The sequence below is a fragment of the Chelatococcus sp. KU-N122 genome (assembly GCF_055391085.1).
Genome location: NZ_AP043981.1, coordinates 7,498,833 through 7,523,315 on the forward strand (window position 1 = coordinate 7,498,833; position 24,483 = coordinate 7,523,315).

At 66.2% G+C, this 24,483-nt stretch carries 23 protein-coding genes; 8 read left to right on the forward strand and 15 right to left on the reverse strand.

Going from position 1 to position 24,483, the window contains the following annotated elements:
- Nucleotides 1-3: 3 nt before the first annotated feature.
- The gene (locus ACZ5PO_RS33860) at nucleotides 4-903 is read left to right on the forward strand and encodes a LysR family transcriptional regulator (protein WP_464187090.1); all 900 of its coding nucleotides are present in this window, start codon (nucleotides 4-6) and stop codon (nucleotides 901-903) included.
- A gap of 68 nt (nucleotides 904-971) precedes the next feature.
- Here ACZ5PO_RS33860 and ACZ5PO_RS33865 read toward each other — a convergent pair whose 3' ends face one another.
- The 6 genes from ACZ5PO_RS33865 to ACZ5PO_RS33890 form a co-directional block, all read right to left on the reverse strand.
- The gene (locus ACZ5PO_RS33865) at nucleotides 972-1,664 is read right to left on the reverse strand and encodes an adenylate/guanylate cyclase domain-containing protein (protein ID WP_464197146.1); all 693 of its coding nucleotides are present in this window, start codon (nucleotides 1,662-1,664) and stop codon (nucleotides 972-974) included.
- Between the two features lie 273 nt (nucleotides 1,665-1,937).
- Entirely contained in the window at nucleotides 1,938-3,173 is a 1,236-nt protein-coding gene (locus ACZ5PO_RS33870) for a serine hydrolase domain-containing protein (protein ID WP_464187091.1), read from the reverse strand.
- Nucleotide 3,174: 1 nt separating this feature from the next.
- Nucleotides 3,175-4,416 (reverse strand): LLM class flavin-dependent oxidoreductase, encoded by a 1,242-nt coding sequence (locus tag ACZ5PO_RS33875; protein ID WP_464187092.1) that lies wholly within the window; start codon nucleotides 4,414-4,416, stop codon nucleotides 3,175-3,177.
- 115 nt (nucleotides 4,417-4,531) lie between these two features.
- Nucleotides 4,532-4,768, reverse strand: a complete 237-nt coding sequence (locus tag ACZ5PO_RS33880; RefSeq protein ID WP_464187093.1) for a hypothetical protein — start codon at nucleotides 4,766-4,768, stop codon at nucleotides 4,532-4,534.
- A 244-nt stretch (nucleotides 4,769-5,012) separates the two neighbouring features.
- Nucleotides 5,013-5,270 carry a hypothetical protein gene (locus ACZ5PO_RS33885; protein WP_464187094.1) on the reverse strand — a complete coding sequence of 86 codons (258 nt, stop codon included), beginning with the start codon at nucleotides 5,268-5,270 and terminating at the stop codon, nucleotides 5,013-5,015.
- A gap of 121 nt (nucleotides 5,271-5,391) precedes the next feature.
- Nucleotides 5,392-5,631, reverse strand: a complete 240-nt coding sequence (locus ACZ5PO_RS33890) for a hypothetical protein (RefSeq protein WP_464187095.1) — start codon at nucleotides 5,629-5,631, stop codon at nucleotides 5,392-5,394.
- A gap of 322 nt (nucleotides 5,632-5,953) precedes the next feature.
- Between ACZ5PO_RS33890 and ACZ5PO_RS33895 the strand changes: the two genes are divergently transcribed.
- From ACZ5PO_RS33895 to ACZ5PO_RS33905, 3 genes are all read left to right on the forward strand, one after another.
- The gene (locus tag ACZ5PO_RS33895) at nucleotides 5,954-6,316 is read left to right on the forward strand and encodes a hypothetical protein (RefSeq protein WP_464187096.1); all 363 of its coding nucleotides are present in this window, start codon (nucleotides 5,954-5,956) and stop codon (nucleotides 6,314-6,316) included.
- A 337-nt stretch (nucleotides 6,317-6,653) separates the two neighbouring features.
- Entirely contained in the window at nucleotides 6,654-6,860 is a 207-nt protein-coding gene (locus ACZ5PO_RS33900) for a hypothetical protein (protein WP_464187097.1), read from the forward strand.
- 220 nt (nucleotides 6,861-7,080) lie between these two features.
- Nucleotides 7,081-7,515, forward strand: coding sequence for a GFA family protein (locus tag ACZ5PO_RS33905; RefSeq protein ID WP_464187098.1), 435 nt, complete (start codon nucleotides 7,081-7,083; stop codon nucleotides 7,513-7,515).
- Between the two features lie 32 nt (nucleotides 7,516-7,547).
- Here the strand turns inward: ACZ5PO_RS33905 and ACZ5PO_RS33910 are convergent, their stop codons facing one another.
- The 5 genes from ACZ5PO_RS33910 to ACZ5PO_RS33930 form a co-directional block, all read right to left on the reverse strand.
- Nucleotides 7,548-7,715 carry a hypothetical protein gene (locus ACZ5PO_RS33910; protein ID WP_464187099.1) on the reverse strand — a complete coding sequence of 56 codons (168 nt, stop codon included), beginning with the start codon at nucleotides 7,713-7,715 and terminating at the stop codon, nucleotides 7,548-7,550.
- Between the two features lie 40 nt (nucleotides 7,716-7,755).
- Nucleotides 7,756-8,241, reverse strand: coding sequence for a hypothetical protein (locus tag ACZ5PO_RS33915; RefSeq protein WP_464187100.1), 486 nt, complete (start codon nucleotides 8,239-8,241; stop codon nucleotides 7,756-7,758).
- 99 nt (nucleotides 8,242-8,340) lie between these two features.
- A complete protein-coding gene (locus ACZ5PO_RS33920) occupies nucleotides 8,341-8,583 on the reverse strand; it encodes a response regulator transcription factor (protein WP_464187101.1) in 243 nt (80 codons plus the stop codon).
- A complete protein-coding gene (locus tag ACZ5PO_RS33925; protein ID WP_464187102.1) occupies nucleotides 8,580-9,161 on the reverse strand; it encodes a hypothetical protein in 582 nt (193 codons plus the stop codon). The genes ACZ5PO_RS33920 and ACZ5PO_RS33925 overlap by 4 nt, the downstream gene beginning before the upstream one ends.
- A gap of 792 nt (nucleotides 9,162-9,953) precedes the next feature.
- Entirely contained in the window at nucleotides 9,954-10,265 is a 312-nt protein-coding gene (locus tag ACZ5PO_RS33930; RefSeq protein WP_464187103.1) for a hypothetical protein, read from the reverse strand.
- Between the two features lie 574 nt (nucleotides 10,266-10,839).
- Between ACZ5PO_RS33930 and ACZ5PO_RS33935 the strand changes: the two genes are divergently transcribed.
- On the forward strand, nucleotides 10,840-11,586 hold the full coding sequence (locus tag ACZ5PO_RS33935; protein WP_464187105.1) for a Hint domain-containing protein: 747 nt from the start codon (nucleotides 10,840-10,842) through the stop codon (nucleotides 11,584-11,586).
- A gap of 316 nt (nucleotides 11,587-11,902) precedes the next feature.
- Here the strand turns inward: ACZ5PO_RS33935 and ACZ5PO_RS33940 are convergent, their stop codons facing one another.
- Both ACZ5PO_RS33940 and ACZ5PO_RS33945 read right to left on the reverse strand, forming a co-directional pair.
- Entirely contained in the window at nucleotides 11,903-12,613 is a 711-nt protein-coding gene (locus ACZ5PO_RS33940) for a LuxR C-terminal-related transcriptional regulator (RefSeq protein ID WP_464187106.1), read from the reverse strand.
- Between the two features lie 187 nt (nucleotides 12,614-12,800).
- The gene (locus ACZ5PO_RS33945; protein WP_464187107.1) at nucleotides 12,801-13,010 is read right to left on the reverse strand and encodes a hypothetical protein; all 210 of its coding nucleotides are present in this window, start codon (nucleotides 13,008-13,010) and stop codon (nucleotides 12,801-12,803) included.
- A 56-nt stretch (nucleotides 13,011-13,066) separates the two neighbouring features.
- On the opposite strand from ACZ5PO_RS33945, the gene ACZ5PO_RS33950 reads away from it, so the two are divergent.
- Nucleotides 13,067-13,837, forward strand: a complete 771-nt coding sequence (locus ACZ5PO_RS33950) for a LuxR C-terminal-related transcriptional regulator (RefSeq protein ID WP_464187108.1) — start codon at nucleotides 13,067-13,069, stop codon at nucleotides 13,835-13,837.
- 172 nt (nucleotides 13,838-14,009) lie between these two features.
- Here ACZ5PO_RS33950 and ACZ5PO_RS33955 read toward each other — a convergent pair whose 3' ends face one another.
- Nucleotides 14,010-14,252: a hypothetical protein gene (locus ACZ5PO_RS33955; protein WP_464187109.1), complete on the reverse strand. Its 243-nt coding sequence runs from the start codon at nucleotides 14,250-14,252 to the stop codon at nucleotides 14,010-14,012.
- Between the two features lie 494 nt (nucleotides 14,253-14,746).
- Here ACZ5PO_RS33955 and ACZ5PO_RS33960 point away from each other — a divergent pair, with 494 nt between their 5' ends.
- Nucleotides 14,747-15,919 (forward strand): helix-turn-helix transcriptional regulator, encoded by a 1,173-nt coding sequence (locus tag ACZ5PO_RS33960; RefSeq protein WP_464187110.1) that lies wholly within the window; start codon nucleotides 14,747-14,749, stop codon nucleotides 15,917-15,919.
- A 16-nt stretch (nucleotides 15,920-15,935) separates the two neighbouring features.
- Here the strand turns inward: ACZ5PO_RS33960 and ACZ5PO_RS33965 are convergent, their stop codons facing one another.
- A complete protein-coding gene (locus ACZ5PO_RS33965; protein ID WP_464187111.1) occupies nucleotides 15,936-23,093 on the reverse strand; it encodes a Hint domain-containing protein in 7,158 nt (2,385 codons plus the stop codon).
- Nucleotides 23,094-23,274: 181 nt separating this feature from the next.
- Here ACZ5PO_RS33965 and ACZ5PO_RS33970 point away from each other — a divergent pair, with 181 nt between their 5' ends.
- Nucleotides 23,275-24,447 (forward strand): helix-turn-helix transcriptional regulator, encoded by a 1,173-nt coding sequence (locus ACZ5PO_RS33970; RefSeq protein WP_464187112.1) that lies wholly within the window; start codon nucleotides 23,275-23,277, stop codon nucleotides 24,445-24,447.
- Nucleotides 24,448-24,483: the final 36 nt, after the last annotated feature.

Below are 24,483 nucleotides of genomic sequence, written 5' to 3' on the forward strand. Positions count from 1 at the left end.
GCCATGGCGCGCGCCGATCCCTTCGACGGCCTCCTGCAGTTCCTGGCGATCGTGCGTTGCGGCAGCTTCCGCAGGGCCGCCTTCGAGCTCGGCGTCACGCCCGGCGCGGTGAGCCAGGCGGTGCAGAGCCTCGAGGCGCGGCTCGGCCAGCCGCTGTTCCACCGCACGACGCGCTCGGTGGCGCTGACCGAAGCCGGCGAGCGGCTGCATGAGCGCATCGGCCCCGCCGCCGCGACCATCACCGATTCCCTCGACGATCTCGTCCAGCTCGCCGCCACGCCCGCCGGCACGTTGCGCCTGCTCGTCCACCGGGTCGCCCTGCCCTACGTCATCGAGCCGGTGCTGCCGGGCTTTTGCGCGGCCTATCCGGACGTGAAGGTCGAGATCACGGTGGACGAGACGCACGCGGAGATCGTCGCCGGCGGCTACGACGCAGGTATCCGCATCGGCGAGTTCATCGATCGCGACATGGTGACGGCGCGCGTGACGCCGCCGTTCGCCTGGATGGTGCTGGGCGCTCCCGCCTACTTCGCGGCGCGCGGCCGGCCGCAAACGCCGGAGGACATCGCCGGGCACGAGTGCATCCGCTACCGCCGCCCGGACGTGGGCGACATCTACCGCTGGGAGTTCGAGCGCGACGGCCAGGCTCTGGCCATCGAGCCGCCGGGATCGGTGGTGGTCAACGATGCCGGTCTGCTCAGGGCGCTGGCCCGGCAGGGCATGGGCCTCATCTATACGTCCAGCCTGCAGACGGCCGCCGAGATCGCCGATGGCTCGCTCGAGCCCGTGCTCGAAGCCTATGCGCCGGCGCAGGACAGCCTGTTCATCTATTTCCCCCGCGGCAGCCGGAACCAGCCCAAGCTGCGCGCCTTCGTCGACGCCTGCGTGGCGCGGCTGCGCTGAGACCCGCGGGCGGTCGCCAAGGCGGCCCCCGACGATGGCCCCCGATCCCGGATCACCGCCACCGGAGCTCAGGCGGCAAAGAGCTCGACGGGCCTATCGAAGCCCTTCAACTGGTAGCCTCGACCGTGCCCACCGCCCGTCTGTAGACCGGCCCGATCGTAAACGCTGCGACTGACCAGGATTTGCCCGGGCTCGGCGACAGACTGGGCGCGCGCCGCTGTATTGACCACCGTTCCAATCGCCGTCAGGTCACGATGCGAATGACCGAACTCGCCGAAGCTGGCCTCGCCTGAATCGATGCCGATACCGACACCGAGCTCCTGCTCGCCGTCGCCGGCCCTCCTGGCCACATGGAACTCCGGGCGGGCGTGGCAGCGCTGCCGGATCGCGCGTGCGGCGCACACGGCGCGTTCGGCATGGTCAGCGTGCTGGATCGGAAAGTTGAAGATCGCCATGACCGCGTCGCCGATCGTCTTGTTGAGCAGGCCATCGAACTCCCAGATGGCGTCGGCGCACTCGTCATAGAAGACGTCCAGCAGAGAAGACACCGTATCGGTCGGCAGCGACTGCGAAAGAGCCGTATAATCACGCAGGTCCGCAAACAGGACTGTCACGTCGACCGGAATTTTGCGGGCCTTCATCACGCGCGTGAACATGAGCTCGCAAATCGTGCAGGTGTTCGGGTTCATCCGGCTCCGCCGGATGCCGAAGGCGCGGAAGGGAAGGGAGACCGGTCCGCGCAAGGGTATGGGCAGATGCATCTGCTGCCAGCACCCCTTGCAGATCATCGCTTGGGCATATGGCACGGCGCGCCTCCCTGCGTTGGAGGGGCGCTCGACGTGGTCCGCGCCCCAACGTCCTGACGGACGGTGGCTCGGCCACTCGCCGTCGGCAGAGATTCTATCACGGAGGCGCCGCGTGTCCCGCGCGCAGATGGGACATCCGCGCGCGGGACCTCGCATTCACTGAGGCTCGAGCGGCCATTTTGCGATCGGATGAGGTGAGCCGATCGCAAGGCTCTTCGGGCCGCGACGCTACGCCACCCAGGCACCGCCGGCGTTGGAGCGATAGCCCAACGCCCGGTAGGCGGCGTCGACCAGGCTCTGGCCGCGGTCGTTGAGCAGGATGCCGGAACCCATGCGGCTCATGGTGTAGCCGAAGCTCATCCTCGCCTCCGGGTCGGCGAAACCGATCGAGCCGCCGGCACCGACGTGGCCGAAGGCGGGCTCCGACAGGATCACGGAGCAATCGTCGGCGTTGTCCAGCGCACGGTTGTCCATCGACTTCATGAAACCGAGCGAGAACCGCGTCGGAATCATGAGCGTCGCATCCTCATGGGTGGCGACCGAGACGCGGGCCATGCGCGTCAGCGTATCCGCCGCAACCAGCCGCGTGCCGCGCCAGCTGCCGCCGTTGGCCAGCGGTGCATAGAGGCCGGCCAGTCCCCGCGCGTTGGTGATGCCGTTGGCGGAGCCGATCTCAGCCGCGTGGCCGTCACGCGAGTTGGGGTTGAAGCCGCCACCGTTGAGCAGGAAGCGGCCGGTCGGGCCCATCGGATCGGCACGCACCGCCTGGGCGAGCCGCGAATTGCGCGTCTTGTCGTCCTCCGGATAGGGAATGACCGGAGCCACCCGCCCTTCGATGTCCTCGGGCAGGCCGATCCAGAAGTCGAGGCCGAGCGGCCCCGCCACCTCCTCGGCGAAGAAGCGGCCGAGACGCCGCCCGGTCGAGCGGTGGACCATCTCGCCGACGGTCCACGCGGCGGTGATGGCGTGGTAGCCGTTGCGCGTGCCCGGCGCCCAGAACGGCGCCTGCTCGGCCAGGCGCTGGCACATGTACTGATAGTCGTAGACGGAGCCTTTGGGTAGCGCCTCGCGCACGGCCGGCACGCCGGCGGAATGGTCGAGCATCATCGAGACCCGGGCGCCCTCCTTGCCGGCCTGGCCGAACTCCGGCCAGTAGCGTGCCACCGGGGCGTCGAGGTCGAGCATCCCGCGCTCGGCGGCTATGTGCGCGCAGAGCGCCGACGCGCCCTTGGTACAGGAGAAGACGATGGAGACCGTGTCCGCCTCCCACGGGTCGCCCTGAGCGGTACGAGCGCCGCCCCAAAGGTCCACCACCGGCTCGCCGTCGACCATGATGCAGACGGAGGCGCCGACCTCGTTGCGGTCGGCGAAGTTCGCCAGGAACGCGTCCAGCACGCCGGCAAAGCGGGGGTCGCAACGGCCGGCCACCCGCCCCGTCGGGATGTCGTGTTCGATCATGTTCATGTCAGCTCACCGAATTGGCGGTCTGGGCGCGGGCCACGGACGCGCGGACCACGGGGATCTCGCCGTCATCGAGCGGCTTCATCCAGTGCTTGCGTTTCAGGGCGGCCTCCAGGTAGGGCGCCAAGTCCTCGGCCTTCCTGGCCTCGCGCGCCGCCACCTCGGCCTTGAAGTCGCCCATCACCTCGGCGGCGAACAGCTCCAGCGATTCGCAGATGTGAGTGTGGCGGTTGCGGCCGGCCTGCTGCAGAAAGATCACCTGGTCGATGCCCGCCTCCTGGAAGCCCTTGATGTGCTCACGGATGTCGTCGGGCGTGCCGATGCCGGAGGCATAGGTCTCCGCCCGCTTGGCCGCGTCGATCACCTCCTGGGTGCGATTGCCGCGCGCAGTGATGTAATCGTGCCAGAGGGTGGAGCGGCCGGGCACGGTGTCGTGCGCCACCAGCGCATTGACCGCATAGCCGAAGAACTCGAAGCCCTCATGGCCGCGCCGGATCGCCTCGTCACGGTCGCGATGAACGGAAAAATTGGAGACCATGGCGATGTTGGCGTTCACGGCGTGGCCGATGGGCACGCACCGGTCGGATTTGATGATGTCATAGTAGATGCCGGCCCAGGTGCGCGCCTCCTCCGGGTCGAGGAACGAGAAGGCCAGCGCGCCGACGCCGATGGAGGCTGCCACCTTGATGGTGTCGCGATTGGTGCAGGCCATCCAGATCGGCGGGTGCGGGCTCTGCACCGGCTTGGGCACGATGTTGCGGCAGGGCATCGAGAAGCCCTTGCCCTCGTAGCCGGGATAGGGGTCCATCACCATCATGTTGGCGATCTGCTCGGCCGCCTCGATGGCCATGGCGCGCTTTTCCCTGGCCGGGATACCGAACGCGCCGAGCTCGAGCCGCGTAGCGCCCTCACCGATGCCGAAGTCGACCCGGCCCTTGGAGATGATGTCCAGCGTGCCGAGGCATTCGGCGGTGCGGGCCGGGTGGTTGTAGTTGGGGATCACCTGGCGGATGCCGTGGCCGACGCGAATGGTCTTGGTCAGCGCCGCGCACGCCGACAGGAACACCTCAGGGGCGGAGGAGTGCGAGTACTCCTCGAGGAAATGGTGCTCGACCTCCCACGCATAATCGTAGCCGAGCTTGTCGGCGAGCACGACCTGGGCCAGCGCCTCGTGGAACAGCTTGGCCTCGTCGCCCGGCTGCCACGGCCTGGGCAGCTGATGCTCGTAGAAAATGCCGAACCGCATCGCGGCGCTCCTCCCTTGCCGACCTGGGGGTTGGACCCCTTACGCGCCAGTAGACCGCAAGACGGCAGCGTGCGAAAGGGCAGCGGCCGCAACCCGGCGATGCGCGCGCTCACCCTCAGGTGATCGCATCCACGATGACGACGGTGATGCTGCCGATCACGGCAAGGATCAGCATGGTTTCGGCGACGCAATCGAGCAGCTCGGCCTCCCGGTGCCGCCCGGGCCGGCCCTCGCCCGGCGTGCCGAGGCTCCACGGCGACGTCGCATTGCCCACAGCGCCGGCGCCCATCGCCGACGCTCTCAGCCCGACGATGATCGAGCGGCCATAGGGCGGTTTGGTCGGCTTTGCCATGTGCCCCCTGATCCCGATGCCGATGACGTGGAGGCCTCTCCGCAGCTGCGAAGCTGTGCCCCCTCGGTACTGTCAGATGCAAAGTCTATACTACAAGTAACCGCCTAGTCATGTTGGACGGCGTGCGGCATTGCACAGTTGAGGCTCACGACGGGCTCCCGCCATCGCACCAGAAAGGCCAAGCATCATGTGCACCAAATGCCTTGGGTCGCCGCCGACAGCCGACACCACAAGCTTCAACTTATCACTTAAACGAGAATGAGCGGCCACCCGGCCGCGGGCGGCCGCAGAACCATTCGCCCGCGACCACGTTGAACACTTGAGGTGCGCGCAGGCGGCTCACCATGAGCCGCGCGCTCCCACCGTCGCGGCCGCTGCGGCCGGCGCCGAGCCCCTCGCTCTGGCGGCCCTCGCCACGCCCAGAAGCAATCTCGCCGCGGCCGACGAACGGCTCATCAACGAGGTGCCTGCTGCCGGCGCCTTGTGAACGGGAGATCGACATGAAGAGGCTTCACCACTCGCTGCTCGCCACCCTGCCGCTCGCCACCCTGGTCCTGGCCGTCCCGGCGGCGGTTGCCGCCCCATGCAGCCCCTTTCGGCGCCTCCGTCGATGCTGTTGAGCGTCAAAGGCTGGCACGGTCACTGGGGCCATCACCAACACGGTAATCGTGGACTGCACCGGGGCTGGTGGATCGGCCGCGGAAATCCACACCATTGGCGTTGAAGGCGACATAGATCGGCAAAATTCGCGATCTTGGTGAGCAAATGAAAGACAAAATCGAATGAACTTGAGGATATTTCGCCTTCGTTTTTGGAAAATCCGCGGCCAAGGGAAGCAAAATTAAATCGAGACTGTTCTCCACTCACGGGTCAATCACTGCGGAGAACTTCCATGAAGGTCACACTTATCCTGACGACCTTGGCCGCATTCGCCTCGCCGCTTGCCGCCGTGCCGGCATCGGCAGAAACGACCATCATCAAGTGTGGCTTGGGAATCCGAAATTCGCTCCCAGCGCTGCCCCGAGGTGGTGCGAATTTCGGATTCGCCAGGTCCTGAACATGGATGCCATGTGGGGAGCAGGACCTTCAGATCCACCACACTAGCAATTGGAGCAGATACTTCCGATCGATCGGCTGACGTCGCGATCGCTCCGTGGCGCGCGGCGCTTTCGACCGGCTTCCCGTTTGACCGCCCGCGACCTGCGCGCCGTGCTCTCGCCGGCGCCGCCGTCCGAAGCGGCCATCTCGGCTTGCCGCGGCTTCTCGCTTGCTGCCCAGGACGCCGGGACCCATGCGGCGGTCAAGATCACCGCGGCGCTCATCAGTATCAGTACGCCGAAGAGGCCAGGGCAGCGGGGAGAAGAAGACCTGTTGCGCCTCGGGCCGCACGATTGGGGCACCGAAGCTCCTACTGAACGCGGCAACTCGCAGCGCAAGGGGCTGGCTCCTCCTCCACAGCGGCCGCCCACCAAGCCTCTCAGCGACAATGGCACGGTCCAGCGCGATCGCGTCGCGGGCGTCGACCGAACACCGTGCACGCCGGCGTGACGCTCCGCGCCGCCGGCTGCCCTCGCAGACGAAGCCGAAGCCTTGATGTCGTCCCACAAGCTTGTGGCGTTTCTGTGCCTCAGTTGGGCCGATGACCAGCATTCAGGGCCCTTCGATAGCCGCCCCTGACCGCCGCCGGCTGGACGTACGCTCGATCAATCGCCGCCAGCCGCCTGGTCCGGCGGCCACGGGCTCTCCCCTGTGCTCTCACGCACGCGGTCGGGCGACGACGCCCGCATTCGCGTGCCGTTCAGCACAGCGGTCCGCGCGGCGAGATCCGAATGTCCGGCGGCACGGGCGGCGATCTGAGCGCAGGGCCCTGCCGAGGAGCGGAGGGATGAAGATGATGGATCTGGGTGGATTTGTTGCGCCTGACACGGCGACGGCAGCCATTGTGGAGGCGGTCGTCGAGGTGATCGACAATACGGGGCGTGTCGACGAGGCCGTATTCGCTCACTTTCTTGGGCAATGCGGGGCGCTGAACGAATTCCAGCTGCTGCAGGCGGCGAGCTGTCTCCTGCAATCGACGATGACAGCGAGCTAGTGCGGTGGACAGAGGGTGGGATTCGGCGTCGGATGGCGGCGGCTGGAGCACGTCCCGGTCAGATGTGCTCATCTGATCGGGAAATGCTCCGCCTGTTTGAAGCTGCTGTTCCGTTGTCACTCTGGACGGCCGTCCCGGTCCCGTGAATCGGAAGGTCGCATCCGGTCGGGACGCCCTCCAGGCGCTGGGGGCGTCACGTGCCGCGCCCACTGGAGGGCCCATGACCGACGCACACGAGATCGGCGAGCGCAGGCTTGCCGGCCAATGCCTTTGCGGCGCGGTCCGCTACGCGGTCGCAGACGCATTCAGCTACGCGGCGAACTGCCATTGCTCGGGTTGTCGGCGGGCGACCGGCTCCGCATTCAAGCCCTTCGCCGGTATCGAGCGCGATAGGCTCGTCGTCACCCGGGGCGAGGACAGCCTGATGATCTTCGGCACGGAGAGCAACCACGACGCGCGCTGCAACCGGTGCGGCTCGCTGCTCTACTCGGTGGTGCGTGACGGTGCCTTCGCGCATGTCGCCATGGGCAGCCTCAGCGACGAGCCGACCCTGCGCCCGACCAAGCACATCTTCGTGGGGTCCAAGGCGTCATGGTTCACGATCGCCGACGACCTGCCGCAGTACGAGGAGCATGCGGGCCCCGCCCATCCGTAGACAGGAGCGGTCAGGCTGCGCCTTCAGCCTGATCACATCACGCAACCGGTGAGGAACGCGCAGCCTTGCTCGCCTGGAGCAGCTGCCTGCGGCTGCAACCGATCGGCCCGACCGTACTCTTTTTGTTTATTTTTCAATCTCGTTTTGATCCCCCAAAATGCAACCTCGCCAGTGTGAATCCGGAAATCGGGCAGCACCAAGTTCCATTTTTCGGAACTATGACCGTATGTTTCAGCGGCGTCATGGCCGGCCGAGATCCTCGTCGCCAGCGCGGAGGCGGTTCTTCACGGCGTCGATGTCGCGCTGGCGGACCCCGATCGGGAATACCAGAAGCGCGACGAGGCTGCCGACGATCCAGCCGAGCGGCAACGCCAGCAGCGCCGCCCACCACGGCATCAACACGCTGAAGCAGACGCCTCCGACCAGCGTCCCGGCACCGCCGAATAGACATCCGCGGTTGCGGTGATCGACGAGGGCTTGCGCTTCGCAGGCTTCCCGAACGAGCGCGTCGAAGATGATCGATTCACCCGTTCGGCGGTTGAGAATACGGCCGAGCGTCGCTCCGGGGCGGCGTTCGACCAGCATGTACCAGAGATCGAGCTCGTCGCCCGCTCCCACGGCGAAGCTCGGATCGACGACGCAGCGTTCCGAACCCTGCTCCATCCGCCGGGCAAGCCTGATATCGAGGCTCAGCCCATCGTCGCTGGCTTCCGCATGCTCGACCACGCCCTCGACGCGGACGAACTGAACATCGATCACGCTCACGTCACCGCATGCGCCGCGGCGGGCGGCGCTGCGGGGCGCTCGCCCTGGGCACGCGAGCGATTATCGGCCGGCATCCAGTTCTTCGGTCAGGAGCGCGACCTCCGTCCGGTTTCTGGCCTTGAGCTTGCGCATGATGGTTCGCACGTGGACCTTGACGGTGCTCTCGCTCATCGCCAGCTCGTACGCGATCACCTTGTTCGGCAGCCCCTTGCGCATGGCGCGGGCCACGTCGAGCTGGCGGGGCGACAGCAGCGCCGCCAGGTCCACATTCCGCGGCGCGTCATGACGGCCGCCATTTGTCATCGCCGACAGGGTGCTCGCTGGGATGAAGCTCCCCCCGCGCGCACAAGGTCCATGACCTTGACGGCCATGTCGAGCCCCATGCTCGCCGGCAGAAACGCACGCGCGCCATTGTTCATGACGTGGGCGATAAAGTCTGCGCTCTCGTGATCGGACATCACGGCGACTGGCGGGGCAGCCGGCAGTTGCTGCACCTGCCGCAGACGGTCGGCAAAGACGCCGTCCGGCTCCGGCTGCATGGACGGCGCCGACATCCAGAGGATGAGCAACGAGGTCCTGCGCGCAGCAGCGCTCTGCGTCCAAGCCGACACGCTCTCGAATGCCTGGAAATCGTGGCCGGGCTCCGCAGCTTGCAGAGACGCCAGGACGCATTCGCGGAAGAAGGTTCTATCCTCGATGACGACGGTACATGGCTCCTCGGCCGAAGGGACGGAGACCGGCGGCGCGTTGACCGCGATCGGCTCGGTGTCATCCCACGGGTCGGAACTGACTGATCGCCTGGCGCGGTTGCTTGGCGAAGCTTCGGTATTCAAGGCGGTTCCCTCGCTGAGCCGCTTGCCGGCCGTGCCGACTACGGTCAACTTAAATAGAGCTTCGCCCCCACGATGCCCGATTTTCAAACTGAATTACAGGTTCAGTTCTGTCCTAGCGGGAGCTTCGCTCCAACGCTCCAGCGTATATCTGTGTTCCACGCAAACGAAGCAGCTTCACGCGCGGCCACGGATAGCCTTGGTGCCGCGACGCGAACCGGCGAGATCCGCCGACCGTCGCTGAACGTGACGTTTCGCGCGCCTTGATGCCCAGCGTGAGTCGAAGTTGCCGGCGAGACACGAGGTTCATGATAGACAGCGAGAACGTCGAAATCCTCCGCGGGCAAAATTGTCCTCTCGAACATAAAGCGATGACGATGCGTCTACATGGAGGCAAACGCGCGATTGTTGCGCACGCGACCAAGAGAACCACAAATCATCCTAGGTCAGATGATTTGTCGACTAAGTCGATAGCCCTCGCCTCCCTCGCCTGTCCACCAATCGTTGGTTGAAGCCGGGCCGCCCGCCCGCTATAAAGCGACTTATGGCTGCGGCCGTCAAGAGGGACACGGGCTTACAGCGCGCGAGTCTAGGGCCCGGCCGAGCCGAACCGCGGCATTTTGATGCGTATGTCATGCAGCGGACGCATACGGGGACCAACTGTTCCGCAATCGCCTGTCCGGGCCGGCAGAGAGGCATCCGGGCTCCGGGACGTCGAGCCAGGCGGGCACAAGCCGCGCCGCCACGGGCTGGGCTCGCAGGCTGGACATGAGCTCGCGGCGCCTCCCCACATTCGGAAGAGGGCAACAGGATACCCCTTTCGGGGCAGGCCTCGGTAGGCCGTCAATCGTCGGACGGTCCGCGCTGATCGAGAGCGAGCGCCTGCAGACGCAGCGCATTGTCCGGGTCCGAGGACGAGATCTCGATGACCATGTGAAACGCCGCCTCCATGACATCCTTCGTCTTGGCGTCCGGAAATCGCGATCGGATGTCCTTGATGATGCCCTGGGCGCTGGCACCCGTGCCGGCGAGCTTCAGAGGCTCCTGACCGATCCGCTCTCGTTTCGAAGACATCGCATCCGCTTGAGCAACCATCTGGCCTAATGGGCGGCGTGGATATCTCTGCCCGAAGGACGTGGCCAGCCCGCTGATCACGATATGGCAGCAGAGCAACCCGCACCGCCCCGCGCATGGGCGACGCCCCATGGCGACGACTGCCGCCGCCGTCCACTCCACACCGTAAAGCACACCACTTTAGAGGGTGCTCGCACGTGGATATACCTCCAAAGGGCTAGGTCACTACCCCCAATTGGGCCGAAGCAAGAGCGCCACTGTAACGCTAATGTTCCGGCGCTGCGTTCTCGATAACGCGACGATGATAGGCGGAATCTTGACCATATCCACGTAGACTATCCACGCCTCCGCCGCGTAATTTGGATAATATCACTTAAATCCAATCGATCAAAAATTTGTGATTTTGATAGAATGCGCGCTTTAGTTCAAGTAAGCGCACAATTTTCATCTGCTAATACTACGCTAAGTCAAACGTTTGCACCGAAACCCCGAAGGTGAGTAATCTTTGATGGCCACTTATCAGACAGCCTGGGTCACCGCTGGCATTTACAACCCCTTCACTCACGTATTCGATCCGATCGGTTTTTCGATTCCGGTGCAATACACCGCAATCGGAGGCGATGCGACCAGCTTTACGCCGGGTGATACCCTGCATATGGATGGCCCCGGCCCCTTCGACTTCAACGGCATCTTCGTCGGCTCCGTGCCGGACGGCATCGTGCTTGCGGGCCCCTACGGGATCGCTTTCCTGTTCAGCACGGTCGATCCGAGCGGCGCGCCACTTCCCGTCAACACCACCGATCCGCTCGTCGTCTGCTTCCTGGCCGGCACTCTGATCGCCACGCCCGCGGGCGACAGGCGGGTTGAAGACCTCGCCGCAGGCGACCTGGTGCTGACCGCCGACGGGCAAACCCGGCCGGTGCTCTGGATCGGCCGGCAGACCATCGCGTCGCTGTTTGCCGAGCCGTTGCGCAGCTACCCCATCCGCATCGGCGCCGGCGCTCTCGACGACGCCATTCCGGCCCGCGACCTTTACGTGTCGCCGGATCACGCACTGTTGATCGACGGCGTCCTGGTGCAGGCCGGCGCGCTCGTCAACGGCGCCAGCATCACACGGGTGAACGAGCCGGAATCGCATTTCGTCTACTACCACATCGAGCTCGAGGACCACGCCCTGGTGCTGGCCGAGGGGGCCGTGGCGGAGACCTTCGTCGACAACGTCACCCGCCGCCGCTTCGACAATTATGCAGAGTATGAGGCGCTGTTCGGCGACCGCGAAGCTCACATCGACGAGATGGAGCTGCCGCGCGTGAAGTCGGCGCGCCAGCTGTCCCACGCCATCCGCGAGCGTCTCGCGGCGCGCGCCGCAGCGCTTGGCTTCGCCGTCGAGAAGGCGGCGTAATCCCCGCGCTGGCTTGACGCCCGGCCGGGCGAAGCCCCGGCCGCCACGGCGAACGTGGGCCGCCCCGCCGCAGGCCCGCATCCACACAAAGCAAAACACGCGTCCCGGCCGGGCGATGCCAGGCCGGGACGCTGTGCTTCAAGAGCTGGAACATCCCGCTTCGATCGGATGACACATCCGATCCGCAAGATATCCAGGGTTAGGGCATTTCTCTGCTATTGGATGGACCCATCCAGTAGCAGAGAAATGCCTATAATCTTTTGAATCTGAAGCGCTTCTCTTGCGATTGGGTGTGTCCACCCAATCGCAAAGCGCTTTAGCCCGAGCAAGCCGCGTCGAGATCCCGCGTGAGGAGAGCAACCTCCGTTCGGTTCCTCGCCTTCAGCTTGCGCATGATGGTCCGCACGTGGACCTTGACGGTGCTCTCGCACATCGCCAGCTCGTAGGCGATCAGCTTGTTCGGCAGCCCCTTGCGCATGGCTCTCGCGACCGCGAGCTGTCTCGGCGACAGGAGCTGGGCCAGCTCCGAGGCGCGAGGCGTCGCATCAACGGCGGTTGCCACCGCCGACAGCGTGCTTGCGGGGATGAACGTGCCCCCGGCCCGCACCAAATCCAGAACCTTCACCGTCATGTCGACGCCCATGCTTGCCGGCAGAAAGGCGCGCGCGCCGCTGCTCATGACATGGGCAATGCAATCGGCGCCCTCATGGTCCGACATCACCGCGACCGGCGGCGCGTCGGGCAGCTCCAGCACCTGCCGCAGCCGGTCGCTGAACCCGCTGTCCGGCTCCGGCGCCATGGACGGCGCCGACATCCAGAGGATCAGCAGCGAGGTCCTGGCCGCCTCGCCGCTCTGCGCCCACGCGGCGACGCTCTCGAAGGCCTGGAAATCGTGATCGGGCTCCGCGGCGCGAAGCGACGCCAGGACACATTCGCGGAAAAAGGTCCTGTCCTCGATCAGGATCGTGCGCGGCTCGGTCGAGACCGGCAGAGCGATACGAGGCAGGCCCGTCACCGCCCGCGGCATGTCGCCTCTCGGCCCAGAACTGCTTGAATTCCAGCGATAGTCGCCTGCCAAAGCTTCGGTACCCAACTTTATCCCCTGTTGAACTGAGGCTCGCGAGCACGACCTCATAGCCAGCTACGCTGCGAAACACTTTTCCGATGCGGAACGACTTGCGGCGGGATGACGCGGCTCGCCTGTACGCTCCGATTCAGGAAGCAAACTGCTTTCGCAAAAAGCGTCCTTTTTCAGAAAGAAACGTGGCGACACAGCAACACGTCTGGGAACGTCCGATCACATTATTGTCAGAACCCAGTACAGCGCGAAGGCAGACCGGCGGCGCGGCGCGATGACCTGATTCGATCGGATACACGGCGCTCGGCCATGCGCGCTCGCGCACGTCATCGCCAGCGTCGAGCATCTACACCCCCCTTCAAGCGGCCCGTCGGGCGCACGATTCAAGAAGGGGTGACAAGGGTGAGCATCGAACATTCGGCAAGAGACCATCCCGCACGGGCCGCCGGGGCCGAGCCTCGCGGCGGCCTGCGGTCCTCCACGTCGGGCGCTTTCGCCCCGTTGAGGCCGTGCACCGTCCTGATCGAGGAGCGGACCCTGCTGCGCGAGTGCATATTGTCGTCGCTCCAAGCCATGGAGCCCGGCCACAACTTCCGGGCTTTCGGGAGCGTCGACGCGTGGGCGCAGAACGCCGACACTCTGAACACGTCGTTGCTGATCCTCTGGATGGCGGCGCCGCAGCAGGATGGCGGGTTCGACGACCGGCTGCAGCAGGTGCTGGAGCTGCCCGACGCACCACCGGTTGCAGTGATGTCGGACCATGAGGGCGCCGATTGCGTTGCTCACGTCATGCGCAGCGGCGCGCGCGCCTTTCTGCCGGCCAGCATGGGCATCGGCGTGACCGTGAAGGTCATGGCCCTCGTGCGCGCCGGGGGCACCTTCGTCCCGGCGAGCGCGCTGTCGGCGGTGGCCACCGCAGCCCGCGACGACGAGCCCCGCGCCTCGGAGCTGGCCAAGCTCCTGTCACCGCGGCAGCTCGCCATCGCCCGGGAGATCCGCAAGGGACTGCCGAACAAGCTGATCGCCTACGCGCTGGCCATGCGCGAGAGCACCGTCAAGGTCCACGTGAAGGCGATCATGCGCAAGCTCAACGCGAAAAACCGCACCGAGGTCGCGCTGCTCACCAGAAGCCTGGACTCGGGCGGCTTGGCGGCGCCCAGGCTTGCGTCCTGAGCCGCTGAGCGACGGGCGGCCGCCGCCGCCCATCGCCCGCGCCCTTCGCTTACGCCGCTTGCACCGCCGCAAAGCCCAGCGCTGCGGTGCGGCGCGGTGTGTGCCGCGATCCGTTCGCGAACCGCGCGAGGCAACTGGCGCGCCGCTTTCACGCGCGGCAGCGGCAGCTCGGCTATGCGCGCATGACGAGCGCCAAACCGGGATTCGCACTCGGCGTAGTTGTCGACGTGGCGGCGGGTGACATTGTCGACGAAGGTCTCGGCCGGCGCCTCCTCAACTCGGCCTTGCCCGCCGCGCCGCCACCGCCCGCCTGTGCGATGAGGTTGGCGACGTGGAGGTCATAGGCGCTGATCTCGAGCCAGCCCTGGTGCTGAGCGTCCGTCGAGCCGCCGTCGACGCCGTTCGTGATCGCCATAATCCGCTCGCGCCCCGTCCTCGCCGCTGGCGCATCTCCCGATCTGCGGGGACATGTACCAACCCTTTGATCTGGCGCGCTTTCCTCCGGCCCTATGTCCCTATTCTGCCGGCCCGCATCCCGTATCCTTGCCGTCCCCCTCCACCATTCGGTGGAGGGATGCAGCACCGCTTTCGCGGTGCTGCGGCCGTAGGATCTCGTGCCTGCACGTCCAGCCCCTCTCGTTGCGGAATTTGTTGAGCTTGGCGTCTACCGTTTGGCAGAGGCGAGGCGGCCGCAGCACCGCTAAAGGGGGCGGCGCGCCACGGCGTCAGAGCGTCAGGTGGTGGCCTCGGGAATAAAGAACGTGGCCCGATGATCCCGTTGCGTAGTGCGCTGTTCGGCGTGCGGTGCCGCGGCGGGCCTCGCCTCCGTCGGACCTGCGGGCAGCAACAGTGCGTCGTTGCCGGACCTCCTTGCGTCGAGATGGGGGCGCAGGCCTAGGAGAAACAGCCGTGAGCCAGAAATTCGCATATTCGGCGGAACGCTTATCCGACCTCATCGGCGCCATTTACGATTGCGTGCTCGCGCCGGAGCAATGGAGCGCGGTCATCGACGCGATCCGCATCGAGTTCAATTTTTTCAATGCCGTTCTGGCGGTCAACGGCCTCAGCGACGGCCGCGTGAGCCTCAATGTGGCGACCGGCATCGAGCCTCCGTGGCTGGCCCTCATCAGTACCTTCGGCACCGCCGTTCTCGACCTCTGGGGCGGCCCCGAGCGGATGCGGACACACCCGCTCGAGGAACCGATCGTGCAGTCCCGCGCCATGCCGGGGCTCCGCGAGCCAGGAAATCTGGAGCGTATGATGGAGAACCGCTACTTCGCGGAGTGGGTCCAGCCGCAGGGCATCACCGATGCGGTCTTGGTCAGCCTCGAGCGCAACACGGAGAGCTTTGCCAACCTCGCCATGGGCCGGCATGGCTCGGCGGGCGAGATCACCGACGAAGAGCTCGACGGCTTGCGGCTGATCATGCCGCATCTGCGCCGCGCCCTGGCGATCAGCCGGATCCTGGAGCTTCGGGCCATCGAGGTCGAGACCTTCGCCTCCACGCTGGAGACCTTCAAAGCGGGCATCGTCCTCGTAGACGAGGATATGCGACCGGTTCACGCCAATGGCGCTGCCGCTGCCATGCTCGCGGCGAACAGCCCCGTCCAGGTCAGGGACGGCAGAATCGCCCTCCCCTTGGAGGCGACGACGGCGGCGCTGGACGCTGCCGTCCGCGACGCCGCCAGCAGGCTGGCGAAGCCCGGCGCGCGCGGCATCGGTATCCCGGCCCGACAGCCCGACGGCATGCCGGCGGTCGTCCATGTCCTGCCGCTGTGCACGCGCCGCAAGTCGCTCACCGGCCTCATGCAACCCGCGACCGCGGCGCTCGTGATCGCGCCGGCTCTGACCGCGCCCGACCTGCCGCGGGACGCGATCGCGCTGATCTATGGCCTCACGCCGGCGGAAACGCGCGTGTTCGAGATGATCGCCGCCGGCCACACACAGGCGGCCATCGCCACCCAGCTCGGCCTCTCGGTCGGCACGGTCAAGACGCAGCTGCTGCGCGTCTTCGAGAAGACCGACTGCCGGCGCCAGGCCGACCTCGTCAAGCTCGCCGCCTCGCTGACCCTGCCCCTGTGACGGCCTGTCCCCGCCCCTACGCCGCCGCGGCGGTGGCGAAGCCGAGCGCCGCGGCCCGGGCGGCAAGCCGCGCGCGGATCGCCCGCGGCAGTTGCCGGGCCGACTTCGCCCGCGGCAGCATCATCTCCCTGATGTGCGCGGACCGCCGGCCGAACAGCGCCACGTACTCCGCATAATTGTCGAAGCTGCGGCGCGTGACGTTGTCGACGAACGTCTCCGCCGGCGCCCCCTCCGCCAGCACCAGCGCGTGATCCTCCAGCTCGATATGATAGTAGACGAACTCGGGCTCGGGTCGCATCACGCGCCTGATGCTGGCGCCGTTGACGAGCGCACCGGCCTGTACGATCACGCCGTCGACGAGCATGCCGTGATCGGGCGAGACGTAGAGGTCGCGAGTCGGCACCTGCACGTCCAGCGCGCCGGCACCGATGCAGATCGGATAGCTGCTCAGCGGGTCGGCAGATGCCGACACGACCGTCCGCCGGCCGATCCACAGCACGGGTCTCGTCTCGCCGGCGGTGGTGAGGACGGTGTCGCCGATCGCGAGATCCTCCACGGCGACCTGCCCCCTGTCGGTCAGGATCCGCGTGCCGCGGCAGTAGCAAGGCATCACGTCGATGGTGACCTTGGCATTGCCGCTGTCGAGTCTGCCGTCGCTCGCCCGGTAGATGAAACTGTCGGTGCCGACATAACCGGCCACCGGCGTGTAGTAGAAAGAGCCGTCGGCGTTGAAAGCGAGCGTGCCGTGGGCTGGCGCCGAGATGAAGAGCGTGGAGAGATTGTCGCCGTTGGGATCGCTGTCGTTGGCCAGCACGCCTTGCGCGGCCGACACGGCGAGCTTCGTCCCCTCCGCCGCCACATAGAAGTCCCCCCTGGCCGTCGGAGCGAGGTTCTCGCCCTGCGCCGAGGTCTTGAACGAGCCCGCCTTGATCAGCAGGCCGCTGTCGAGAAGGGCGTCGCCCTGGTCCTTTACCTCGATCGTGAGGGTGTTCTGTACACCCGGCTGGACCGTGCCGGAAATCGTCAGCAGCCGGGTATAGGCGTCGGCCTTGACCTTGTCGGCAAGCGGCCCGGTGCCGACCGGGTTGGCGATCAGGTCGCCCGAGCCCGAATAGACGAGGGCTTGCAGGTCGAGGGCCGCGCCGTTCGACAGCGCGCCGATCTCGACGCCATTGAGCTTGATCGAAAAGAGATCGCTCAGATCGGTGCCGTCGTGCTCCGGCAATTCCTCGGTGAACAGCACCGCCTGAAGCGAGAAGCTGTCATCGCCGGCTTCGGGCGTGAAGGTGTAGGTGAGCTTGGTGTCGTCGCCGGCGGGCCCGGCCGGGCCGAGGTCGGTGGACAGATCGCTCGCCGGCTGGATCTTGTCCGACGACGCCGAAATGCTGGCCTGCAATGTCTCGCCGCCGCTGGAGCCAGCTTCGGCTATGTAGAGGTACAGCGGACCGTCCGCCGTGCTGACCGGCTGCAGCAGATTGAAGCCGATGGCGCCGCCGTCGCCCAAAGTCACGCTGTGGCCGACCTCGCTCGCCGATCCCGTCGAATCGAAGATCCCGAGCGTCGTGTTGGCATTGATCAGCCCATTGGTCCAACCGTCGGTTTCCGCCGTCTGCGTGCCGCCGGGACGCTGGTCGCCGGCCTTGAGCTGGAAGACGCCCGCCGTCGAGTAATCGAAGACACCGAGTTGCTGGAGGGCGTTCAAGTCCGCCTGCGTGTATTCGCCCACTGCCAGATCGGTGTGGCTGAACGCGATGGCGTCGAGATCGAAACCACTGAACTTGCCGCCGCTGCCGCCGGTTCCCGAATTGCCGTCGACGAGCTTGATCGATTGAAGGTCGATCCCCAGGCCCGAGAGATCCGCCTTGTAGATCGTCGTCCCGCCCGCGGTGCCGACCCTCGTGAACGTGACCGGAATGTCGCCGGCCAGCGACGGCGGCCGGGCGCTGGTGTTCGCTCCCGGCAGATCGGCGACGCGGCCGGTCGACAGGATGATGCCCGAACCGAGCCCGAAGGGGTCTCCGCTGAAGGTGCCGAAGGCCTCGGCGTCGCCCTCGAGCGTCAAGGTTGTGCCGGCCGCGTCCCCATCGAGTGCCTGCCTCAGGACGTCGGCATCGCCCGACTGCTGAACCCAGGAGGCATCCTGGGCCGCCGGCATGACAGGCGCCTCCTCCGCCTCGCTCGTCAGGCGAAATGACTCGCTGGCAACCGGTTCGGCAGCCGACGATAGCGGTTCTGCCGTTGCCGTGAAGAAACCGGCCCCGTCATACACGTAGCTTACATAGGGTGCTCTCAGATCGAAGTTGGTGACGCCCTGCAACGTTGCAACGACGGAATCGGCTGAATTGTAGTTGCGCGCGACGATGTCGGTCGATCCATCGTGCACGCTGATATAATAGTCGGAAATGCTTCGCGACCAGCCGGCCGAGGCTCCGGTCGGTAGCACGAGGACGTCGCCTTCGGCCGCGTTGAAATCGGTGATCGTCGCCTTGCCGGCCGCGTAGAAGTGACTTTGATTGAATACAGTCTCGTAAACCCTGTAGGCGTAGCCGAAACCGCCCATTGCCATGTCGAATCTGTCGGCACCGGTTCCGCCGATCAGGACGTCGTTGCCGGTCGAGCCCGTCAGCACGTCGTTGCCGGCGCCGCCGTCCAGCACATCGTTACCCCACTCGGGCGCCAATCCGTATGTCGTGTACGTGCCGTCCAGGAAATCGTTGCCCTGCGAGCCCTTTACGTCGAGGCCCTCCATGTTGGAGAAGTTGACCTGGTTTGTCGTCGTCCCATCCGACGACAGCGAGCGGTAAGAGCCGCTGTTGGTGTAGAGGGTTCGGGTTGCATACGCCGGGAACTCGTTGGTTCCCCCTGCGCGGTAGCTGACGACGATGCCGGTGTCGACCATGGAGCCGTAGCCGGACACGTACTCGCCTGCGGCCAGACCGGAATAATCCAGCACCAGCCGATCGGTGTTCAGCGTGCCGGCGCTCCTGTAGGTGCCCTGCACGAAGCCGTCCGCCGCCAGGCCGGTGAAGTCGAAGCCGCCGTTGACGGTATCGAAGCCGAGCCCCGGCTTGAACGTGTCCGAGCCGGCGTGCCCATAGAACTGGTTGTCGTGGTTGCCCAGCTGCGTGATCGTGTCGTTACCGGCACCGGTATCAATTCGCCCTAGCGTTTCGAAGTTGCTGGCGGATGCGCCGCTCGGCAGGCGGACATCGACTCCGTTGAATTGGCCGCTGCCGCTCGGCCCCGTAATGGACAGGCTGTCGCGGACCGTCGACAGGTCGAGATTGAGCGTATCGATGCCGCTGCCACCGTCGAGATAGAACTGGACCGACGCGTCACTCGACCAGTACCAGACGGCATCGTTGCCGGCGCCCGCGTCCACGTAGTCAGCGCCAGATCCCGCGTCGATCTCGTCATCCCCGCTGCCCCCGATGAGCCGGTCGCCGAGCGCTTGATCCCCTCCGTAGATCGTATCGCTGCGGGCGGTTCCGGTGAGGAAGAAGCGCTCGATGGAGCCGTAGTTGACCCGATCGACTTCCCGCCCGTCGGCGTCCAGCCGCCGCACGGTGTTGCTCGTCATCGTGATGCCGCCGCCCTTGTCGGCCCCGGCGATGGAATAATCCGCCTGAAGCGTGTCGACGCCGCTACCCCCGATGACCCGCTCGTTGCCGACGACACTGGAGATATTGGGATCGAGGATGTTGTCGCCGGCATTGCCGTTGAGCATGTCGCCAAAGCGCGAGCCGAGGATGTTCTCGACGTTCGCGTAGGTGTCGCCCTCGGCGTCGCCGCCGGACCCCACGCCCCCCAGATTGACGTTCACGGCGACGGGGGACGAGTCGTAGAATACCCAATCGAAGCCGTCGCCGCCGTTCAGCTGGTCCGCGCCAGCCCCGCCGATCAGCACGTCGTTGCCCGCGTCCCCATTGAGGATATCGTTGCCGGCGCCCCCTTCGATACGGTTGGCAGCAAGGTCGCCCGTCAGCGTATCGTCGTAGGCCGTACCGATCAGGTTGGTGAAGGTGCTGTAGCTCCGTCCCGTGAGGTAGGGGTTCAGCAGAGCGACGGCAATCGTATCGGGGCCACCGTTCGTTCGTCCGATGTCGACCGAGACCGGCCCGTTGACGTGCGCATAGCTCAGCGTGTTGATGCCGCTGCCGCCGTCGAGCGTATCGCCGTCCGCCCCCCCGTAGATGAGGTCGTCGCCGTCGCCGCCATAGAGGAGATCCCGCCCGCCGCGGCCTTCCAGGATGTCGTTGCCGGCTTCGCCGTGGATCTCGTTGTCCTTGTCGTCACCGCGGATGGTATCGTCCTTGATGGAGCCCTGGACGTCCTGGATGTGGACGAGGGTGTCGCCCTCCGCATCCCCACCCCTCTGGCGGACAGCACTGCCGCGCGTGAGGTCCACGTCGACACCGCCCCAGGACGTGTAGTAGCTCGTCTGATCCCGGTCGTCGCCGCCGTAGACGTTGCCGTTGATGACGTCCGCGCCGGCGCCGCCGATCAGCAGGTCGTTGCCCGTCCCGCCGAAGATGATGTCGTTACCGCGTCCACCATCCAGGTAGACGCTGGAAGTCACGCCGTCGGCGCGGATGAGGTCGTCATAGTCGGTGCCGGTCAACGCTTCGATGGAGACGAAGGTGTCGCCGTCGGCATCGCCGCCGCTGCCGGTGTCGTTGGGATTCCCCAGATTGACGATGATGCCGATGCCGACATCGTGGTTCGACCTGGAATAGTCGACGGCATCGAAGCCGGCGCCGCCGTCCAGGTGGTCCGCGCCCGCACCGCCGTCCAGGGTGTCGTTGCCGTCGCCGCCATACAGTTCGTCGTTGCCGCGGCCGCCGGTGAGGCTGTCGTCGCCGCGATCGCCGTACAGCAGGTCGCGGCCGGCGGCGCCCACGAGGGTGTCGCTGCCGTCGCCGCCGTGGATCTCACTGTCGACCGCGACATCGCTCTGGATGACCAGCGTGTCGTTGCCGCCCTTGAAGTCCGCCACGATCAGCGTCGGCACGTCGACCCGCTGCGTCAGGCCGAACGCGGTCACGTCGAGGCTGCCGGGGACGACCGTGCTCCCGTCGCGGGCGAGCGCGATGACGTAGGCTTCTGTCTCGGGTGCATCGGGATTGACGAGATGGACCGGCTCTTCGGCCTCGTTGTCCTTGACGAGGCGGTACCGGCCGCGGTCCCCGTCGGGATCCCCGACGTTCAGCAGGAGCGTCGTGCCGTCGGCGGTGGCGAGACCGGGCGCCTCGGCCGTGGGCACCACCGTCGCCGGCGGACACTTGAAGAGATCGAACTCGGCGAGCGTCGCCTGCGCCAGCGGGATGTTCTTGGTGAACGAGAACGGGCCGAACCCGATCTGCACGAACAGGTGCACGTCGACGTAGGCGCGGCCCGCGATGTCGAACACACAGCCGAAGTTCTCGTCCGACGGATGGTATTTGTAGTCGTCGAAATCCGGATCGTAGCTGACGATGTTCGGATCGAAGTAGGTGTCGATGCCGAAGCCGAAGGTCGCCTCCACACCGCCGGTGCCGACGATGAAGTTGATGCCGGCCCCGCCCGAGAGCTCGGTCCCGAGCCAGCCGATGGGCTCGTACGGGATCCCCCGCAGGCTCTGCCCCGTGACGTTGTTGGGGTCGTCGCGATTGGACGCGAAGTAGAACCCGTCAAGGAAGTTGCCCGTCGACACGCCGGTGGTGTCGTAGCCGACATTGAGCTGAACGCCGACCTTGACGTTGCCGCCCAAGGTGAACCCGAGCGGACCGACGACGGGATAGAACTGCCGGTAGGCGATCTGAAGATTGAGCGCCGGCATGTCGTATTGCACGAGGCTGACCGGATCGGGGTCCTTCTGGAACAGAAGATCCAGGATCTTCTCGGGATGCTCCAGCAGCTCGAACCGGAACCCGGAGCTGCCGGTCCCGCCGTCGAGGAAGTCCTGGACGTGGTCGCTCAGGCCCGACGTTCCCAGCGCGTCGCTCAAGGATTGCGCGACGGCGCCGGCGTCGATGTTGGACGTGATCGCCCCGCCGATCAGGCTGCCGCTGCCGAAATCGATCTCGCCGGCGCCGGCCACCGCCCCGATCTCGCGCAGCTCATCGATGATGGTGACCGCCTGATACCAGGCCGTGATCGAGTCCGCATATTGCGGGAACATGCGAGCCGCGAGGTCGCCGAGCGAAATGATGCCGTCGCCATCGCCGTCGAAACCGCCGACCGTGTCGAGGTAGGACTTAAGGCCCGGGACCGCACCTGCGAGATCGTCGAGCACCGGCACCGGCTCCGTGGCGATGTCGATCAGCGTCCCCAGCGGACCGGAGTTGAAGATCTTGGCGATGTCGCCGACCGTGTGCCCGACGATGCCGACCAGCGAGCCCAGATCGAGCTTGAGGTCGCGCACCTCGACCGTGGGCTGCTTGAAGGTGATGCCGTCGAAGGGAAAGTCGACGACGAACTCCCCCTTGATCCCGGGCAGGAGGTCGCCGAGGGCTGTGTCGGTCGCGAACGTGAGGTCAAGACCCGCCGAGCCCGTCACAGTGGGCACCGCGACCGTAAAGCCGCCATTGTCGTGCGCCAGATCGAAGGCAAAGCTCGCGCTGAGCTCGGGCGCCGCCGGATCCTTGTCCGCTACCGTAACCTGGGCAATGCCGAGATTGGCGGCCGCATGCGGCGACAGATTGGCGCCGACGGAGACGGTGAGCTCCGGCGTGCCGTTGTCTTTGAGCGACGCATCGCCGGTGGCGCTGAACTCCACGACGGCGTTGAGAGAAGCGGTGAACGACGCCGACGCTTGCGCGGACAACGTCAGAAAGTCGCCGATGGCGGAGCCCGTGTCGAGCGTGGCCGTGCCGGTATCGACGGTTGCGCTCTTGTCGATGGCAATATCGAGCGCGCCGTCCGCCGTCGTCGCCGTCACGCCGGTGATATCGAGCGCGTTGATCGCCGCCGCGACCGCGCCGGCCACGTCGTCGCCCGTCGCTCCCTGTACCGCGTCGAGGATCTCGTCCTTGAGCGCCGCGAACGGGTCGAGAGTGCCATCTCCGCCCGGTAGATCGCTGATCTTGCCAAGCAACGGCAAGGCCTGGTTGGCAACCGAGCCCGCAATATTGTCTTTCAACACGCCAAAGAGCTGATCGAGCTGGGTCTCGATTGCATCAATCGTCAGTGCCATGCGACTCTCCGGCTGTCTCGTGGGCGGCGGCCGGACAGTCAATTAGCGTGATTTTCCGCAGGGCGCGTCTACCGTTTGGTAGACGTCGGCTGTTGCGGTGCAAAATGGTGCCGTGCGATACCTCGTATGGGCGTTGTGCGGGCCCGGAAGTTGGATGACGCGGAACGCAGGAGAAGCGCCCATGGGTCAGAGTATCCGGACGTCGCCGGAGCGGCTGTCCGACCTCATCGGCGCCATCTACGATTGTGTGCTGGCGCCAGAGCAGTGGAGCAGCGTCATCGACGCGATCCGGGCCGAGTTCAACTTTTTCAATGCCGTCTTGGCGGTCAACGGCCTCGTGGACGGCAGCGCAATCCTCAATGTAACGACCGGCGTCGAGCCGCATTGGCTCGCCATCATGGGAAGCTTCGGCAGCGCCGTCGTCGACCTCTGGGGCGGCCCTGAACGTATTCAGAAGTATCCGCTCGAGGAGCCGATCGTACAATCGCGCGCCATGCCGGAGCTGGCCGCGAAGGACAATCTGGAGCGCATGAGACAAAACCGCTACTTCGCGGAGTGGGCGCAACCGCAGGGGATCATGGATGCGGTCGTCATCGGCCTCGAGCGCAGCCCGACAAGCGTTGCCAACCTGGCTATGGGTCGGCATGGATCAGCGGGCGAGATCACGGGCGCAGAGCTCGATGGCCTGCGTCTGATTGCACCGCACCTGCGCCGCGCCGTGGCGATCAGCCAGATCCTGGAATTGCGGACCATCGAGATCGGGGCCTTCGCCGCCACGTTGGAGACGTTCAAGGCCGGCATCGTCCTGGTCGCCGACGACATGCGGCCAGTGCACGCCAACAGCGCCGCGGCCGCCATGCTGGCCGCCAACGCTCCCATCCAGGTCAAGGACGGTCGGATCGCGCTGCCCCTGGACGCGACGACGGCGGCGCTGGGCGCCGCCGTTCGCGAGGCCGCCAGCGGATTGGCAAAGCCCAGCGCCCGCGGTGTCGGCATCCCGGCGCGGCAGCCCGACGGCCTGCCCGCGGTCGTCCACGTCCTGCCCTTGCGCACCCGCCGCACGTCATTCACCGGCCGCATGCAACGCGCAACCGCGGCGCTTGTGATCGCCCCGACCGCGGCCTCCTCGGAGCTGCCGCGGGATGCGCTTGCGCTGATCTACAGCCTCACGCCGGCCGAAGCGCGCGTGTTCGAGATGATCGCTGCCGGCCACACGCAGACGGCCATCGCCGCCCAGCTCAGTCTCTCGGTCGGCACCGTGAAGACGCAACTGCTGCGCGTCTTCGACAAGACCGGTTGCCGGCGCCAGGCCGACCTCGTCAAGCTCGCCGCCTCGCTGACCCTGCCGCTGTGACCAGCCGCGTGGCCCCACGGGGCACGGCCTGGAGGA

Coding starts and splice junctions, on each gene's coding strand:
- ACZ5PO_RS33860 (WP_464187090.1), top strand. CDS start 4: ATGGCGCGCGCCGATCCCTTCGACGGCCTCCTGCAGTTCCTGGCGATC.
- ACZ5PO_RS33865 (WP_464197146.1), bottom strand. CDS start 1,664: ATGCATCTGCCCATACCCTTGCGCGGACCGGTCTCCCTTCCCTTCCGC.
- ACZ5PO_RS33870 (WP_464187091.1), bottom strand. CDS start 3,173: ATGAACATGATCGAACACGACATCCCGACGGGGCGGGTGGCCGGCCGT.
- ACZ5PO_RS33875 (WP_464187092.1), bottom strand. CDS start 4,416: ATGCGGTTCGGCATTTTCTACGAGCATCAGCTGCCCAGGCCGTGGCAG.
- ACZ5PO_RS33880 (WP_464187093.1), bottom strand. CDS start 4,768: ATGGCAAAGCCGACCAAACCGCCCTATGGCCGCTCGATCATCGTCGGG.
- ACZ5PO_RS33885 (WP_464187094.1), bottom strand. CDS start 5,270: ATGTCGATCTCCCGTTCACAAGGCGCCGGCAGCAGGCACCTCGTTGAT.
- ACZ5PO_RS33900 (WP_464187097.1), top strand. CDS start 6,654: ATGAAGATGATGGATCTGGGTGGATTTGTTGCGCCTGACACGGCGACG.
- ACZ5PO_RS33905 (WP_464187098.1), top strand. CDS start 7,081: ATGACCGACGCACACGAGATCGGCGAGCGCAGGCTTGCCGGCCAATGC.
- ACZ5PO_RS33920 (WP_464187101.1), bottom strand. CDS start 8,583: ATGACAAATGGCGGCCGTCATGACGCGCCGCGGAATGTGGACCTGGCG.
- ACZ5PO_RS33935 (WP_464187105.1), top strand. CDS start 10,840: ATGGATGGCCCCGGCCCCTTCGACTTCAACGGCATCTTCGTCGGCTCC.
- ACZ5PO_RS33940 (WP_464187106.1), bottom strand. CDS start 12,613: ATGCCGCGGGCGGTGACGGGCCTGCCTCGTATCGCTCTGCCGGTCTCG.
- ACZ5PO_RS33945 (WP_464187107.1), bottom strand. CDS start 13,010: ATGCTCGACGCTGGCGATGACGTGCGCGAGCGCGCATGGCCGAGCGCC.
- ACZ5PO_RS33955 (WP_464187109.1), bottom strand. CDS start 14,252: ATGGCGATCACGAACGGCGTCGACGGCGGCTCGACGGACGCTCAGCAC.
- ACZ5PO_RS33965 (WP_464187111.1), bottom strand. CDS start 23,093: ATGGCACTGACGATTGATGCAATCGAGACCCAGCTCGATCAGCTCTTT.
- ACZ5PO_RS33970 (WP_464187112.1), top strand. CDS start 23,275: ATGGGTCAGAGTATCCGGACGTCGCCGGAGCGGCTGTCCGACCTCATC.